This window comes from Cupriavidus sp. MP-37 (genome assembly GCF_020618415.1).
Lineage (GTDB): Bacteria > Pseudomonadota > Gammaproteobacteria > Burkholderiales > Burkholderiaceae > Cupriavidus.
Genome location: NZ_CP085345.1, coordinates 844771 through 858534 on the forward strand (window position 1 = coordinate 844771; position 13764 = coordinate 858534).

A 13764-nucleotide genomic window follows, 5' to 3' on the forward strand; every position below is an offset into this window, starting at 1 on the left:
ATGCCGGGCACGCTCGCCGCCATCGTCGCGCACGATGTCTCGCTGTCGTGGCGGCGGCGCGGCAGCCTGCCTGGCGGCGTGGTGTTCTTTGTCATGGCCGCGAGCCTGTTCCCGCTGGCGATCGGGCCGGAGCCGCAGCAGCTGCGCGCGCTGGCGCCAGGCATCCTGTGGGTGACGGCACTGCTGGCCTCGATGCTGTCGCTGTCGCGGCTGTTTGCGCAGGAGCATGCCGACGGCAGCCTGGACCAGCTACTGCTGTCGCCGCATCCGCTGGCATTGCTGGTGCTGGCCAAGATCGCCGCGCACTGGCTCACCAGCGGGCTGCCGCTGCTGGTGCTGACGCCGCTGCTGGCGCAGCAATACGGCTTGCCGTCCGGCGCCGCGCTGCTGCTGGCGGCATCGCTGCTGGTCGGCACGCCGGCGCTGAGCCTGATCGGCGCGGTGGGCGCGGCGCTGACGCTGGGCTTGCGCGGCGGCGCAGTGCTGCTGTGCATCCTGGTGCTGCCGCTGTGCGTGCCGGTGCTGGTGTTCGGCGCCGGCGCCGCGGCCGCCGCCGATGCCGGGCTGGACGCGACGGCGCAGTTCTCGCTGCTGGGCGCATGCCTGGCGCTGTCGCTGTTCCTGTGCCCGCTGGCCGCCGCCGCCGGGCTGCGCATTGCCATGGAGACCCCGGCATGAGCCAGCCGCTGCCCTCGCTGCCACACCGCATGTCGTCACCCGCCCGCGCCCGCCGCCACTGGCTGGCCTACGCCGCGCCGGTGCGCTTCTATCCGCTGGCCGGGCGCATGGCCCCTTGGTTCTTCGCCGCGGCGGCACTGTTCGCGATAGCGGGCTTGTGGACCGGATTCGCCGTGGCGCCCGTCGACGCGCAGCAGGGCGAGGTCTACCGCATCATCTTCATCCATGTGCCGGCGGCATGGATGTCGATGTTCATCTACCTGGTCATGGCCGGCTATTGCGCGCTGGCGCTGGTGCTGCGCACGCGGCTGTCGTCGATGATGGCGTCGGCGCTGGCGCCGACCGGCGCGCTCTTCACCGCGCTGGCGCTGTGGACCGGCGCGCTGTGGGGCCAGCCCACCTGGGGCACGTGGTGGGTGTGGGACGCGCGGCTCACCTCCGAGCTGATCCTGCTGTTCCTGTACCTGGGCTTTATCGCGCTGGAAGCCGCCATCGACGAGCCGCGCCGCGCCGAGCGCGCCTGCGCGGTGCTGGCGCTGGTGGGGGTGGTCAACATCCCGGTGATCTACTTCTCGGTGCAGTGGTGGAACACGCTGCACCAGGGCGCCTCGGTCAGCCTGACCGCGGCGCCGTCGATGGCCGCCACCATGCTGGCCGGCATGCTGCTGATGACGCTGGCCTGCTGGATGTACACGGTGGCGGTGGCGCTGGTGCGCGTGCGCTGCATCCTGCGCGAACGCGGCGAGGCGCCGCACGGCCCCGCCATGGTTCCGGGAGAGACTTCATGACGCTGTCCACGCTGCTGCCCTATGGGCACCACGGCATCTTCATCGCCGGCGCCTTCGGCGTGAGCGCGCTGCTGCTGGCGCTGGAGCTGGTGCTGCTGGCCCGCCGCTGCCGTGCCACAGGCCAGGAAGCTGGCCGATGACACCACGCCAGCGCCGCTTGGGGCTGCTGGCCGCGGCGCTGGCCTGCTGCGGCATCGCGGCGGCGCTGGTGCTCAATGCCTTCCGCGCCAACCTGGTGTTCTTCTTCAGCCCCAGCCAGGTCGCCGCGCACGAGGCGCCGGTGGCGCGCAGCTTCCGGCTGGGCGGGCTGGTCGCGCCCGGCTCGATCCGGCGCGAGGGCGACGGCATGACGGTGCGCTTCGTCGTGACCGACACCGCGCGCCAGGTGCCGGTGCAGTATCGCGGCCTGCTGCCCGACCTGTTCCGCGAAGGCAAGGGCGTGGTCGCGCGCGGCCAGCTGCGCGCGGACGGCACCTTCATTGCCAGCGAGGTGCTGGCCAAGCACGACGAGAACTACATGCCGCCCGAAGCCGCCGCCGCGCTGAAGCAGGCCGGCCAGCCAAAGCCGCGCGTGGCCGCCACCATGGCGGCGCAGGAGGCGCGCCGGTGATCGCCGAGCTGGGCCACTTCACGCTGATCGTCGCACTGCTGGTGGCGCTGGTGCAGGCGGTGGTGCCGCTGGCCGGGGCGGCGCGCGGCCAGCTGGCGTGGATGGCGCTGGCGCGCCCCGCCGCGCGCGTGCAATGCCTGCTGGTGGCACTGTCGTTCGCCGCGCTGACGTGGTCCTTCGTCAGCAATGACTTCAGCGTGCGCTACGTCGCCGCCAACGCCAACAGCGCGCTGCCGCTGGCCTACCGCATCGCCGCGGTGTGGGGCGGGCATGAAGGCTCGATGCTGCTGTGGACGCTGATGCTGGCGCTGTGGTCGCTGGCGGTATCGGTGTTCAGCCGGCAGCTGCCGCTGGCCGCGGTGGCCCGCGTGCTGGCGGTGATGGGTGCGATCAGCGCCGGCTTCCTGGCATTCCTGCTGTTTGCCTCCAACCCCTTCGTGCGGCTGCTGCCGCCGGCGATGGAAGGCCGTGACCTCAACCCGCTGCTGCAGGATCCCGGCATGGTGTTCCACCCGCCGCTGCTGTACATGGGCTACGTCGGCTTCTCGGTGACCTTTGCCTTTGCCGTGGCGGCGCTGCTGGCCGGGCGCGTCGATGCGGCCTGGGCGCGCTGGTCGCGGCCGTGGACCACGGTGGCGTGGTCCTTCCTGACCCTGGGCATCATGCTGGGCAGCGCCTGGGCCTACTACGAGCTGGGCTGGGGCGGCTGGTGGTTCTGGGACCCGGTCGAGAACGCCTCGTTCATGCCCTGGCTGGCCGGCACCGCGCTGATGCATTCGCTGGCGGTGACCGAGAAGCGCGGCGCGTTGCGCGCGTGGACCGTGCTGCTGGCGATCTTCACGTTCTCGCTGAGCCTGCTCGGCACCTTCCTGGTCCGCTCCGGCGTGCTGACCTCGGTCCACGCCTTCGCGGTGGACCCGAAGCGCGGCATCTTCATCCTGGCGCTGCTGGGGCTGGTGACCGGGCTGGCGCTGGCACTGTATGCCTGGCGCGCGCCGGCGCTGGCGCGCCGCGTGGCGTTTGCGGCGGTGTCGCGCGAGTCGATGCTGCTGGCCAACAACGTGCTGCTGGCGGTGGCCGCCGCCACGGTGCTGCTGGGCACGCTCTACCCGCTGCTGGTCGACGTGCTCGGACTCGGCAAGATCTCGGTCGGCCCCGCCTATTTCGAGCAGGTGTTCGTGCCCTTGATGGCGCCCGCGGTGCTGCTGATGGGCGCCGCGCCGCTGGCACGCTGGCGCCACGGCGACCTGCCCGGCATGGCGCGCCGGCTGCGCTGGGCCGCGGTGGCTAGCACGGCCGTCGGCGCGGGATTGCTGCTGGCGTTGCGCAATGCCTCGGCGCTGAGCGGGCTGGGGCTGCTGCTGGCGGCCTGGTGCGTGCTGAGCGCGGTGGCCAGCGTCGCGGCGCGGCTGCACCACCAGCACGGCCGCCGGCTGGCGGCGCTGCGCCAGTTCACGCCCGGCTACTGGGGCATGCTGCTCGCGCACGCCGGCGTGGGCGTCTTCATCGCCGGCGTGACGCTGGTGTCCGGCCAGGAGAGCCTGCGCGAGCTGCCGATGCGCGCCGGCGACACGGTCAGCGTGGGCGGCTATGACTTCCGCTTTGCCGGCGTGACCCAGGCCGGCGGCCCCAACTACGACGCGCTGCGCGGCACCCTGGTGGCCTCGCGCGCGGGCCAGCGGGTGGCGGTGCTCCACCCCGAGCGCCGCATCTACCGCAGCCAGGACATGCCTACCACCGAAGCGGCCATCGACAGCGGCGTGACGCGCGATCTCTACGTGGCGCTGGGCGAGCATGTCGGCAACGACGCCGACGGCAGCGCCTGGGCCGTGCGCATCCACGTCAAGCCCTTTGTCGACTGGATTTGGGCCGGCTGCGTGCTGATGGCGCTGGGCGGCCTGCTGGCGGTGTGCGACAAGCGCTACCGGCTGCGCCGCCGCGCCACCGACGCGGTCAACGCGCCGGCCGCAGCCGATGCACCGGCGATCCCGGCACTGACCTCGGTCCGCGAGGAGACGCCCGCATGACGCGCTTCCTGGTGCCGCTGGCCGCCTTCCTCGCCCTCGCCGTGGCGCTGGCCGCGGGCCTGCGCCACGATCCGCGCGAGCTGCCGTCGCCGCTGGTGGGCAAGAGCGCGCCGGCGTTCCGCCTGCCGCTGCTGGCCCCCGAAGGCCGCACGCTGGCCAGCACCGACCTGCGCGGCAAGGTCTGGCTGCTCAACGTGTGGGCCTCGTGGTGCGCGGCCTGCCGCACCGAGCACCCTGTGCTGGTGGACTTTGCCGCGCGCGCGCCGGTGCCGCTGTACGGCCTCAACTACAAGGACGAAGCCGGTGCCGCGCGTGACTGGCTGCGGCGCCTCGGCGACCCCTATGCCGCGTCGCTGGTCGACGCCGACGGCCGGGTCGGCATCGACTACGGCGTCTATGGCGTGCCCGAGACCTTCGTCATCGATCAGAACGGGGTGGTGCGCTACCGCCAGGTCGGCCCGGTCACGCGCGAGGTGCTGGAACGCAAGCTGATCCCGCTGATCGAGCAGCTGCAGCGGCAGGGAGATGGCCATGCATAGCCGCGCCCTCGCCGCGCGGCTTGCGGCGGCGCTGAGCGGCGTGGCGCTGCACGCCGCGGCGTTGAGCGAAGCCGAGCTCGACGCACGCGTGCATGCGCTGTCCGGCGAGCTGCGCTGCCTGGTCTGCCAGAACCAGACCCTGGCCGACTCCAACGCCGAGCTGGCGGTGGACCTGCGCCGCCAGATCCGCGCGCAACTGCGCGACGGCGCCAGCGACGCGGCGGTCAAGGACTACCTGGTGCAGCGCTACGGCGACTTCGTGCTGTACCAGCCGCCGCTGCGGCCGCTGACGTGGCTGCTGTGGTTCGGGCCGCTGTTGCTGCTGGCCGCCGCGGTATTCGCCATCGTGCGCGCGCGCGCCCGCGCCGCCGCCGGCCCGCCGGCCGACCCGCCCCTGGACGCCGCCGCACAGCGCCAGCTTGCGGATTTGCTGGATGCGTCGACCACGGAGCGCCGCCCGCCATGACTACCTTCTGGCTGCTGGCCGCCGCGCTGATCGCCGCCGCCACGGCGTGCCTGCTGTGGCCGCTGCTGCGGCGCCCTGCGCCGGGCGCCGCCGCCACGCCCGAACGCGCGCAGCTGGTGGAGCTCTACCATGACCAGCTGCGCGAGCTGGAGCGCGACCTGCACGCCGGCACCCTGAGCGCGGCGCGCCATGCCGAAGCCCGCGATGAACTCGGCCGCCGGCTGCTGGAAGAGGCCGCCGGCACCAACACCGTTCCGGCCGGGGCGGGCCCCTCGCCGCTGCTTGCCGCGCTGCTGCTGGCCGCGCTGCCCAGCGCCGCCATCCTGCTCTACCTGCATCTGGGCAATCCGGTGGCGCTGTGGCGCGCCGACGACCTGCCCGCGGCCAGTGGCAGCGAGCACCAGCTCAGCGGCGCACAGGTCGAGGGCATGGTGAACCAGCTCGCGCAGCGGCTGCGCGAGGCGCCCGGCGACGCGCAGGGCTGGGCCATGCTGGCACGCTCGTACAGCGTGCTGGAGCGCCATGCCGACGCCGCGGCCGCCTACGCGCGCGCGGTCGAACTGGCGCCGGACGTGGCCGCGCTGCGCTCCGACTACGCCGATGTGCTGGCCACGCTGAATGGCGGCGCGCTGGACGGCGCGCCGATGGCGCAAGTGCGTCAGGCGCTGGCGCTCGATCCCGACGATCCCAAGGGCCTGGCACTTGCCGCCAGCGCGGCGACGGAGCGCGGCGACAAGCAGGCGGCGATCGGCTACTGGGAACACCTGTACCGGCTGCTGCCCGCGGATTCCCAAACCGCGGCGCGCATCGCGGCCAACCTGGCGGCCGCGCGCAGCCCGGACGGCGCGGCGCACGCCGCGAAGGTGACCGGCATGGTCACGCTCAGCGAAAAGGCCGGGCGCACGCCGCAACCCGGCGACACGCTCTTTGTCTACGCGCTGCCCAACGACGGCTCGCGCATGCCGCTGGCGGTGCTGCGCCGGCAGGCGCGCGATCTGCCACTGTCATTCACGCTGGACGATGCGCTGGCGCTGCGGCCCGGGCACCGGCTGTCGGGGCATCGGCAGGTCATGCTGGAAGCGCGGATTTCGGGCAGCGGCAGCGCCTTGCCGAAGGCCGGCGACCTGGTCGGGCGCACGGGCCCGGTGGCAGTCGGCACCGAGGGCATCCGCATCGCCATCGACGGCAAGGTCGAAGCCACCCCGGCCCCGTAGCGGCTCACGCGGGCAGCGTCGCCCTCAGGTTGGCCAGCATGTCCGCCACCATCTCCGGCAAGCCGTATTGCGCCCGCCAGCCCCAGTCAGCACGCGCGACCGCGTCGTCGATCGAATCCGGCCAGCCGTGCGCGATCGCCTGGCGATAGTCCGGTTCGTAGCGGATCTGGAAGCCCGGCACCTGCTCGCGGATGGCCGCGGCGATCTGCGCCGGGGTGAAGCTCATGCCGGCGATGTTGTAGCTGCCGCGCTCGCTCAGCTGCGCCGCCGGCGCTTCCATCAGTTCGATGGTGGCGCGAATGGCATCGGGCATATACATCATCGGCAGGGCTTCGTCCTCGCGCAGAAAGCAGGTGTAAGGCTCGCCCTTCACCGCCGCATGGAAGATGTCGACGGCATAGTCGGTGGTGCCGCCGCCGGGCGGGGTCTTGTGCGAGATCAGGCCGGGATAGCGCACGCTGCGCACGTCGACGCCATGGTTGGCGTGATACCAGCGGCACCAGCCCTCGCCCGCCTGCTTGGAAATGCCGTAGACCGTGGTCGGCTCCATTACGGTCTGCTGGGGCGTGTGCGCGGCCGGCGTGGTCGGGCCGAAGGCGGCGATCGAGCTGGGCCAGAACACCCGCTCCAGCCCGGTCTGCCGCGCGAGCTCCAGCACGTTGAGCAGGCTGGTCATGTTGAGGTTCCAGGCCCACTGCGGCGCCTTTTCGCCGGTGGCGGACAGCGCCGCGGCCAGCAGGTAGACCTGGGTGATGCCATGGCGCTCCACCACCGTGGCCAGTTCGCCGCGGTCGGTGGCGTTGAGCATTTCGTGGGTCAGCTGCACGTGGCGGCCGGTCGGCACCACGTCGGAGGTGATCACGTTGCTGCGGCCGTAGCGCTCGGCCAGCGCCAGCGCCAGCTCCGAGCCGATCTGGCCGTTGGCGCCGACGATCAGGATCTTCGGTGTGCCTGCTTCCATCAGACCAGCCCCAGTTCGCGGCCGGCCTGGCCGAAGGCGTCCAGCGCCGCCTGCAGCGTGGCCTCGTCATGCAGCGCGCTCATCTGCACGCGGATGCGCGCCTGGCCCTTGGGCACCACCGGGTAGAAAAAGCCCACCACGTACACGCCCAGCTCCAGCAGCCGCTGCGCCAGCTGCTGCGCCTTGTCGGCGTCGTAGACCATGATCGGGATGATGGGGTGGTCGCCGGCCTTGACGTCGAAGCCGAGCTGGTCCAGCCCGGCGCGGAAGAACCTGGTGTTGCGCTCGAGCCGGTCGCGCAGCTCGGTGCTGCCTTCGAGGATATCGAGCACCGCGATCGACGCGCCCACGATCGCCGGCGCCACCGTATTCGAGAACAGGTACGGCCGCGAGCGCTGGCGCAGCAGCGCCACCACTTCCTTGCGCGCGCTGGTGAAGCCGCCCGACGCGCCGCCCAGCGCCTTGCCGAGCGTGCCGGTGATGATGTCGATCTTGCCAAACACGCCGCGCGCCTCGTGCGTGCCGCGGCCGCGCTGGCCCATGAAGCCGGTGGCATGGCATTCGTCGATGCCAAGCAGCGCCCCATACTCGTCGCACAGCGCGCGCATCGCGTCCAGGCGCGCCACGGTGCCGTCCATCGAGAACACGCCGTCGGAGAACACCAGCGTGTAGCGCGCGCCGTCCGCGCGGGCCTGTTCCAGCTGCGCGCGCAGGTCGTCCATGTCGTTGTGCTGGTAGCGGTAGCGCCGCGCCTTGGACAAGCGGATGCCGTCGATGATCGAGGCGTGGTTGAGCGCATCGCTGATGACCGCGTCTTCCGCGCCCAGCAGCGTTTCGAACAGCCCGCCGTTGGCGTCGAAGGCCGAGCCGTAGAGGATGGTGTCCTCGGTGCCGAGGAAGTTCGACAGCCGCGCCTCGAGCGTCTTGTGCAGGTCCTGGGTGCCGCAGATAAAGCGCACCGAGCTGAGGCCGAAGCCATGCGTGCGCAGCGCTTCGTGCGCGGCCTCGATCACGCGCGGGTGCGAAGACAGGCCCAGGTAGTTGTTCGCGCACAGGTTGATGACCTCGCGTCCGTCGCTGGTGCGCACGCGCGCGCCCTGCGGCGTGGCGATCACGCGCTCGTTCTTGTACAGCCCGGCGTCGCGGATGGATTGCAGCTCGTCGCGGATGGACGCATAGAACGCCTGGGCATTCGGCATGGCTTGGCTCCGTTAGGTTCGGTGTGTGCGGGCGGGTGTGCTACGATCCGATCGATAAATCGAACACGTTCTGTATATCGAACGTTTTGCGCAATATAACGAACATCATTCCATGACGCAAGCCCTGGTCCAGACCCCGCAGGCCGACGGGCCGCCCGCCGTCGGCATGGCGTTGCAGGCGCTGCGCCAGCAGCAGCGGCTGTCGCTCGACGAACTGTCGCGCCGCGCGGGGGTTTCCAAGTCGATGCTGTCGCAGATCGAACGCAACCTCGCCAACCCGACCGTGGCGGTGCTGTGGCGCCTGGCCAATGCGCTCGGCGTGAGCCTGACCGACTTCCTCGCCGGCGGCGGCGCGGAGCGTCCCGGCGGCGGCATCACCGTGGTCCAGCCGCACGCGATCCCGTCGCTGAAGAGCCCCGACACGCGCTGCGACCTGCGCATCCTGGGCCCGATCGAGCTGGCCGGGCGTTTCGAGTGGTATGAACTGACCATCCAGGCCGGCGGCGTGCTGGCCTCCGAGCCGCACGAGGCCGGCACCCAGGAACACCTGTCGGTGCTGAGCGGATCGATGACGGTGCGCGCGGGCGCCGATGAGAAGAAGCTGCGGCACGGCGAGACCGCGCGCTATGCGGCCGATGTCGCACATGCGATCTCCAATGGTGGCAAGACCACGGCCACCGCACTACTGGTTGTAGTGCATCCGGGGTAAGGCGGCCAAGGAAGGCCGCGGCGCCCGCCTACCCCCCAGGGTTGTTCAGCGGGCGCCGAACAAACGTTTCACACGCTCCCACAGCACGCCGAAAAACATTGTCACCGGGTTCAGGCGCACGGCCTGGTTGCGTTCGGCCTCGCTGAGCGTGGGGTCCATCCGGCGCGACACCGACTTGCCGAAGTCGGCGATCATCCGCCGCACGAAGTCGCGCACCAGCCCCGAGCGCGAGAACTGCGCCAGCGGCCCTTGCAGCGAATACTGCAGGTCAACCGCAACTTCGGTCTCGCCGGCGGACAAGGCCCTGAGCGCATAGGCGATATCGCCCGCGGCCTTGGAATTGCTGAGCGAGTCCTGCCCCGCCCCTTTCAGCACGCCGCGCTGGTTTGCATCATCGCGCTGCAGGCGCGCGGCGCCCTCGAACCTTGCCGACATGGGGCCGAACTTGATGGCGATATGGCCCTTGACCTTTTCCCCCGCCACTTCCGTCAGCACCGCGCCCGGCAGGCAGCCCGCCACGGCCGGCAGGTCCGCCATGAAGGCCCATACGTCCTCCAATGCATAGGGCACGGTAAAGCTGCCTTCAATGCGCGACCAACCCTTGCGGTCGGCCGAACGTTCCGGCTCGGCACTGCCCGCCGCAGCCAGGTGCGCCTGCGTGCCGAGCGCTTCAGCCGCGACGGTGAAACCCGCAAACGGCATCGTGGCGGCGGCCGCCCCGGCATGCCGTGCAATCACGCCGGCGGCTGTGCGGCGTGCATCCAGTACCGAACGGATGGCGGCAACGATGCCCATATAGCCGGTGCAGCGACACAGGTTGCCGGACAGCTCATGGCGGATGATGACCTCGTCGGCATCGGGCAGGCGCAGCACGATATCACGCGCGGTGGCCAGCATCCCCGGCGTACAGAAGCCGCATTGCAGCGCGTGATGCCGGTTGAAGGCGGCACGCAGATCGGCCATGACCGCGTCGTCCTCGTAGCCCTCCACCGTGACGATCTCGGCGCCCTGGCAGGCGGCGGCGAAGGTGATGCACGAGCGCACCGGCTGGCCGTCCACCAGCACGGTGCAGGCGCCGCACACGCCGTGCTCGCAGCCAAGGTGCGTGCCGGTCAGGCGATGGGTGTCGCGCAAGTAGTCGCCCAGGTGCGTCCGGTCCGCGCACGCACCGGACACCCGGCGGCCGTTGACGGTGAATTCGATGGTCTGCACGGCGCTCCTCAGTTCAGCAATTGCGTGACGCAGCGGGTCACGACGGTTCGGTACAGCTTGCGGTCGATGGCGTCCTTGCCCGGCGCGGCTTGGGCGACGGCGTCGGCAACGGCGTCGGCCGTCAGCGCGGCTGCGCCTTGCGCCGCGACGGCGCGTGTCAGACCGGGCAGCACCAGCGGCGGTCCGTCCAGCGCGCCGAGCACGATGCGGGCGAAGCGGCGGCTGGCGTCGAAGTACGCGGCGCAGCTGGCCTCGGCGAATTCGCCGGTCTTGCGGCACAGCTTGTGGTAGCCCCAGCGGCTGTGCGCGGTCTGCGGCGGCACCCGTACCGCGGCGATCAGCTCGCCGTCGGCCAGCACCGTGGTGTAGGCGCCGAGCATGAATGACTCCATCGGCACGTCCCGCGTGCCGGCGGCGGACGCGATCTCGATGTGCGCCCCCAGCGCCGTCATGGCCACGACCCAATCGGCCGCGGGGTCCGCATGCGCGAGGCTGCCGCCCACGGTGCCGCGGTTGCGGATCGCGCGGTAGGCGATGCCGCCGGCAACGGCCTGCAGCATGGTGCCGCGCAGCGGCTCGAACACGCCGTCCTCGATCTGCGCGTGGGTGACGCAGGCGCCGATGCGGATGCCGTCGGCGGTAGCGGTCACCTCGCGCAATGCGCGCAGCGCCGACACGTCGACCACCGTATCGGGCCGGGTCAGGCGCAGGTTCAGCATCGGCCCGAGCGATTGCCCGCCGCCCATGGCCTTGGCCACATCAGTGCCCGCGCCCAGGCGGGACAGCGCTTCCGGCAGCGAGCCGGGTGCGTGGTAGGAGAATGCAACGGCTTTCATCGGTCAGGCAGCCCTCCGGCTATGCGTATCGGCTTGAGCCGCATCCAGCGCTTCCAGGATCTTGCGCGGCGTCAGCGGCGTCTCCTTCAGCTCGACCCCGAAATTGCGCAGCGCGTCGTTGACGGCGTTGAAGATCGCAGCCGGGGGCGCGATCGCCCCGCCCTCGCCCATGCCCTTGGCGCCGAACTCCGTATGCGGCGACGGCGTCTCGAAATGATGGATGCGGATCGACGGGATCTCGGTCGGCCCCGGCAGCATGTAGTCCGCCAGCGTCGACGCCAGCGGCTGTCCATTGCCGTCGTAGTGCATGGCTTCGAACATCGCGGTGCCAATGCCCTGCGCCACGCCGCCGTAGGTCTGGCCTTCGACCACCATCGGATTGATCATGGTGCCGCAGTCCTCCACCACCACGTCGTCGAGGATCTCCACATAGCCGGATTCGATATCGACTGCCACCGCCACGGCATGCGTGGCGTAGGTGAAGCTGCCGGTATCGACAGCGGGCTTGAAGCCCATCGTGACTTCCAGCCCCTGCGCGTCGACGTCCGGCGGCAGCAGGTGCGGATTGATGTACCAGGCGTTGGCGATGCGGGCGATATCGGCGCTGCCCGCATCCCCGCCCGCCACGGCCCCGTCGCGGAAGACCACGGCATCCTGCGGCTGGCCCAGCATGTGCGCACCGATCTTCAGCAGGCGCGGCAGCAGCGCCTTGCACGCGCGCGACACCGCGCCGCCCGACATCACCAGCGAGCGCGAAGCATACGTGCCCGTCGAGAACGGCGTCAGGCCGGTATCGCCGTGCACCACCTTGATCCGCGCAAGGTCGATGCCGAGGATCTCGTTGGCGATCTGCGCGAAGGTGGTCTCCATGCCCTGTCCGTGCGAATGCACGCCCACGCGCACCTCGAGCCCGCCGTCCGGCGTGATGCGCACCGTCGCCGAATCGAAGCCCGGGATCACCGGCGTGCCCCACGCGGCAAACACCGAGGTGCCGTGCGCCGATTGCTCGGTGTAAGTGCCGAAACCCACGCCGACATAGGTGCTGCCCTGCGGCCCCGCCTGCTGGCGCGCGCGGATCGCGGGCAGGCCGATCATCTCCATCGCCTTGCGTACGCTGGCCGGGTAATCGCCGCCGTCGAAATGCTTGTTGGTGACGTTGACATAGGGCATGGCCTCCGGCGGCACCAGGTTCTCGCAGCGGACTTCCCACGGTTCGCGCCCCACTTCGCGTGCGATGGCGTCGATCATCAGCTCCATCGCAAAGCAAACCCCGGTACGCGCCACGCCGCGATACGGCACGAAGCCCGGCTTGTTCGTCGCCACGCAAGTCGTTTCGCAGCGGTAGCCGTCAAAGGCATACGGCCCCGGCAGGTTGCCGATCGCCTGCCCCGGCTCCAGCCCGATGGTGAACGGCCACACCGAATACGCACCGCCATCGATCACGATCTTTGCATCGAGCGCCAGCAGGCGGCCGCGCGCATCGGCATACGCGGTCAGGTCATAGTGGTGCTCGCGCGAGTTGGCGCCGGCGGTCAGGTGCTCGCGCCGGTCCTCGATAAAGCGGAACGGGCGCTTGTAGGTCAGCGCCAGCCACGCAATGCACAGCTCTTCCTGCTGCAGCACGCACTTGTAGCCGAAGGCGCCGCCCACGTCAGGCGAAATCACCCGCACGCGCTCCTGCTGCAGCCCCAGGCAGTGCGCCAGGATCGTGCGGATCATATGCGGCACCTGCGTCGCGCTGTAGACCACCAGTTGGTCGAACTGATGATCCCAGTAGGCCAGCACCGCCTTGCCCTCCATCGGCACCATGCACTGGCGCGCGAGGTCGATCTGGCGGCGCACCACCACCGTGGCCTCGCGCCGGCGCGCCTCGAAGTTCTTGTCGACAGTCAGCGTCAGGAAGGTGTTGTCGCGCCAGTGCTCGTGCATGCGGACCTCCCCGGCAAGCTGGCGCGCCTGGATGACGTCGGCCAGCGCGGGAAGTTCGTCGAACGATACGGCAACCTGCTCGGCGATATCCTCCGCCTCGGCACGCGTTGGCGCGAACGCCATCGCCACCGGCTCGCCGACGAAGCGCACCTTGCCGCTGGCCAGCGGCGGCTGGGCCGAAGGCTGGTAGGACGGAAAAGCCGAGTCGACGACGATATCGCTGGCCGCCGCCATGTCGTCACGCACGATCACCGCGGCGGCGTGCCGGGACGGCTTGGTCACCGACAGCAGCCTGGCGTGCGCCACCGGACTGCGCAGGAACGCCACTTCCTGCAGGTCCGGCATGGCGATGTCCGCGACGAAGCGGCCCTTGCCGTGCAGGTGCCGCGCGTCCTCCTTGCGCGCCACACGGGCGCCAACCCCCTGCCCGCGCGAAGTTACCGGGTGATCCGGTTCCATCGAAGATGTCATTGCCCTGTCCGTTCCGATGATAAGCGTGGTTTATTCAGCATACTGACCAAAATCCTAGGGACAGGCGGGTGGCCCTGTCAATTGTGGCTTTACCGCATTCTGGCGACCGCCCTAAGCCCTCGCCC

14 protein-coding genes are annotated in these 13764 nt (G+C 70.7%); 9 read left to right on the forward strand and 5 right to left on the reverse strand.

The annotated features are described in order from the left end of the window. Genes ccmB through ccmI form a run of 8 tightly spaced genes read left to right on the forward strand, consistent with a single transcriptional unit; the run spans position 1 to position 6322 of the window. Entirely contained in the window at positions 1 to 678 is a 678-nt protein-coding gene (gene ccmB, locus LIN44_RS20365; RefSeq protein WP_092313378.1) for a heme exporter protein CcmB, read from the forward strand. Further along, positions 675 to 1466: a heme ABC transporter permease gene (locus tag LIN44_RS20370; RefSeq protein WP_227316056.1), complete on the forward strand. Its 792-nt coding sequence runs from the start codon at positions 675 to 677 to the stop codon at positions 1464 to 1466. Before ccmB ends, LIN44_RS20370 begins: the two co-directional genes overlap by 4 nt. Then, positions 1463 to 1606: a heme exporter protein CcmD gene (ccmD, locus tag LIN44_RS20375; RefSeq protein ID WP_227316057.1), complete on the forward strand. Its 144-nt coding sequence runs from the start codon at positions 1463 to 1465 to the stop codon at positions 1604 to 1606. The genes LIN44_RS20370 and ccmD overlap by 4 nt, the downstream gene beginning before the upstream one ends. After that, positions 1603 to 2076 carry a cytochrome c maturation protein CcmE gene (ccmE, locus tag LIN44_RS20380; protein WP_227316058.1) on the forward strand — a complete coding sequence of 158 codons (474 nt, stop codon included), beginning with the start codon at positions 1603 to 1605 and terminating at the stop codon, positions 2074 to 2076. The genes ccmD and ccmE overlap by 4 nt, the downstream gene beginning before the upstream one ends. Next, positions 2073 to 4103, forward strand: a complete 2031-nt coding sequence (locus LIN44_RS20385; RefSeq protein WP_227316059.1) for a heme lyase CcmF/NrfE family subunit — start codon at positions 2073 to 2075, stop codon at positions 4101 to 4103. Before ccmE ends, LIN44_RS20385 begins: the two co-directional genes overlap by 4 nt. Then, positions 4100 to 4642: a DsbE family thiol:disulfide interchange protein gene (locus LIN44_RS20390; RefSeq protein WP_227316060.1), complete on the forward strand. Its 543-nt coding sequence runs from the start codon at positions 4100 to 4102 to the stop codon at positions 4640 to 4642. The genes LIN44_RS20385 and LIN44_RS20390 overlap by 4 nt, the downstream gene beginning before the upstream one ends. Continuing rightward, on the forward strand, positions 4635 to 5108 hold the full coding sequence (locus LIN44_RS20395; protein ID WP_227316061.1) for a cytochrome c-type biogenesis protein: 474 nt from the start codon (positions 4635 to 4637) through the stop codon (positions 5106 to 5108). The genes LIN44_RS20390 and LIN44_RS20395 overlap by 8 nt, the downstream gene beginning before the upstream one ends. Then, positions 5105 to 6322, forward strand: coding sequence for a c-type cytochrome biogenesis protein CcmI (gene ccmI / locus LIN44_RS20400; protein ID WP_227316062.1), 1218 nt, complete (start codon positions 5105 to 5107; stop codon positions 6320 to 6322). The genes LIN44_RS20395 and ccmI overlap by 4 nt, the downstream gene beginning before the upstream one ends. 4 nt (positions 6323 to 6326) lie before the next feature. On the opposite strand, the gene LIN44_RS20405 is transcribed toward ccmI, so the two are convergent. Continuing rightward, positions 6327 to 7283 carry an L-threonine 3-dehydrogenase gene (locus tag LIN44_RS20405; RefSeq protein ID WP_227316063.1) on the reverse strand — a complete coding sequence of 319 codons (957 nt, stop codon included), beginning with the start codon at positions 7281 to 7283 and terminating at the stop codon, positions 6327 to 6329. Continuing rightward, positions 7283 to 8482, reverse strand: a complete 1200-nt coding sequence (kbl, locus tag LIN44_RS20410) for a glycine C-acetyltransferase (protein ID WP_227316064.1) — start codon at positions 8480 to 8482, stop codon at positions 7283 to 7285. Before kbl ends, LIN44_RS20405 begins: the two co-directional genes overlap by 1 nt. 112 nt (positions 8483 to 8594) lie before the next feature. Between kbl and LIN44_RS20415 the strand changes: the two genes are divergently transcribed. Beyond that, positions 8595 to 9191: a helix-turn-helix domain-containing protein gene (locus LIN44_RS20415; protein WP_227316065.1), complete on the forward strand. Its 597-nt coding sequence runs from the start codon at positions 8595 to 8597 to the stop codon at positions 9189 to 9191. A gap of 45 nt (positions 9192 to 9236) precedes the next feature. On the opposite strand, the gene LIN44_RS20420 is transcribed toward LIN44_RS20415, so the two are convergent. Genes LIN44_RS20420 through LIN44_RS20430 form a run of 3 tightly spaced genes read right to left on the reverse strand, consistent with a single transcriptional unit; the run spans position 9237 to position 13639 of the window. Beyond that, entirely contained in the window at positions 9237 to 10403 is a 1167-nt protein-coding gene (locus LIN44_RS20420) for a 2Fe-2S iron-sulfur cluster-binding protein (protein ID WP_227316066.1), read from the reverse strand. A gap of 8 nt (positions 10404 to 10411) precedes the next feature. Further along, on the reverse strand, positions 10412 to 11239 hold the full coding sequence (locus tag LIN44_RS20425) for a xanthine dehydrogenase family protein subunit M (protein WP_227316067.1): 828 nt from the start codon (positions 11237 to 11239) through the stop codon (positions 10412 to 10414). 3 nt (positions 11240 to 11242) lie between these two features. Continuing rightward, positions 11243 to 13639 carry a xanthine dehydrogenase family protein molybdopterin-binding subunit gene (locus tag LIN44_RS20430; protein ID WP_227316068.1) on the reverse strand — a complete coding sequence of 799 codons (2397 nt, stop codon included), beginning with the start codon at positions 13637 to 13639 and terminating at the stop codon, positions 11243 to 11245. Positions 13640 to 13764 lie beyond the last annotated feature (125 nt).

Coding starts and splice junctions, on each gene's coding strand:
- ccmB (WP_092313378.1), top strand. CDS start 1: ATGCCGGGCACGCTCGCCGCCATCGTCGCGCACGATGTCTCGCTGTCG.
- LIN44_RS20370 (WP_227316056.1), top strand. CDS start 675: ATGAGCCAGCCGCTGCCCTCGCTGCCACACCGCATGTCGTCACCCGCC.
- ccmD (WP_227316057.1), top strand. CDS start 1,463: ATGACGCTGTCCACGCTGCTGCCCTATGGGCACCACGGCATCTTCATC.
- ccmE (WP_227316058.1), top strand. CDS start 1,603: ATGACACCACGCCAGCGCCGCTTGGGGCTGCTGGCCGCGGCGCTGGCC.
- LIN44_RS20390 (WP_227316060.1), top strand. CDS start 4,100: ATGACGCGCTTCCTGGTGCCGCTGGCCGCCTTCCTCGCCCTCGCCGTG.
- LIN44_RS20395 (WP_227316061.1), top strand. CDS start 4,635: ATGCATAGCCGCGCCCTCGCCGCGCGGCTTGCGGCGGCGCTGAGCGGC.
- ccmI (WP_227316062.1), top strand. CDS start 5,105: ATGACTACCTTCTGGCTGCTGGCCGCCGCGCTGATCGCCGCCGCCACG.
- LIN44_RS20405 (WP_227316063.1), bottom strand. CDS start 7,283: ATGGAAGCAGGCACACCGAAGATCCTGATCGTCGGCGCCAACGGCCAG.
- kbl (WP_227316064.1), bottom strand. CDS start 8,482: ATGCCGAATGCCCAGGCGTTCTATGCGTCCATCCGCGACGAGCTGCAA.
- LIN44_RS20415 (WP_227316065.1), top strand. CDS start 8,595: ATGACGCAAGCCCTGGTCCAGACCCCGCAGGCCGACGGGCCGCCCGCC.
- LIN44_RS20425 (WP_227316067.1), bottom strand. CDS start 11,239: ATGAAAGCCGTTGCATTCTCCTACCACGCACCCGGCTCGCTGCCGGAA.
- LIN44_RS20430 (WP_227316068.1), bottom strand. CDS start 13,639: ATGACATCTTCGATGGAACCGGATCACCCGGTAACTTCGCGCGGGCAG.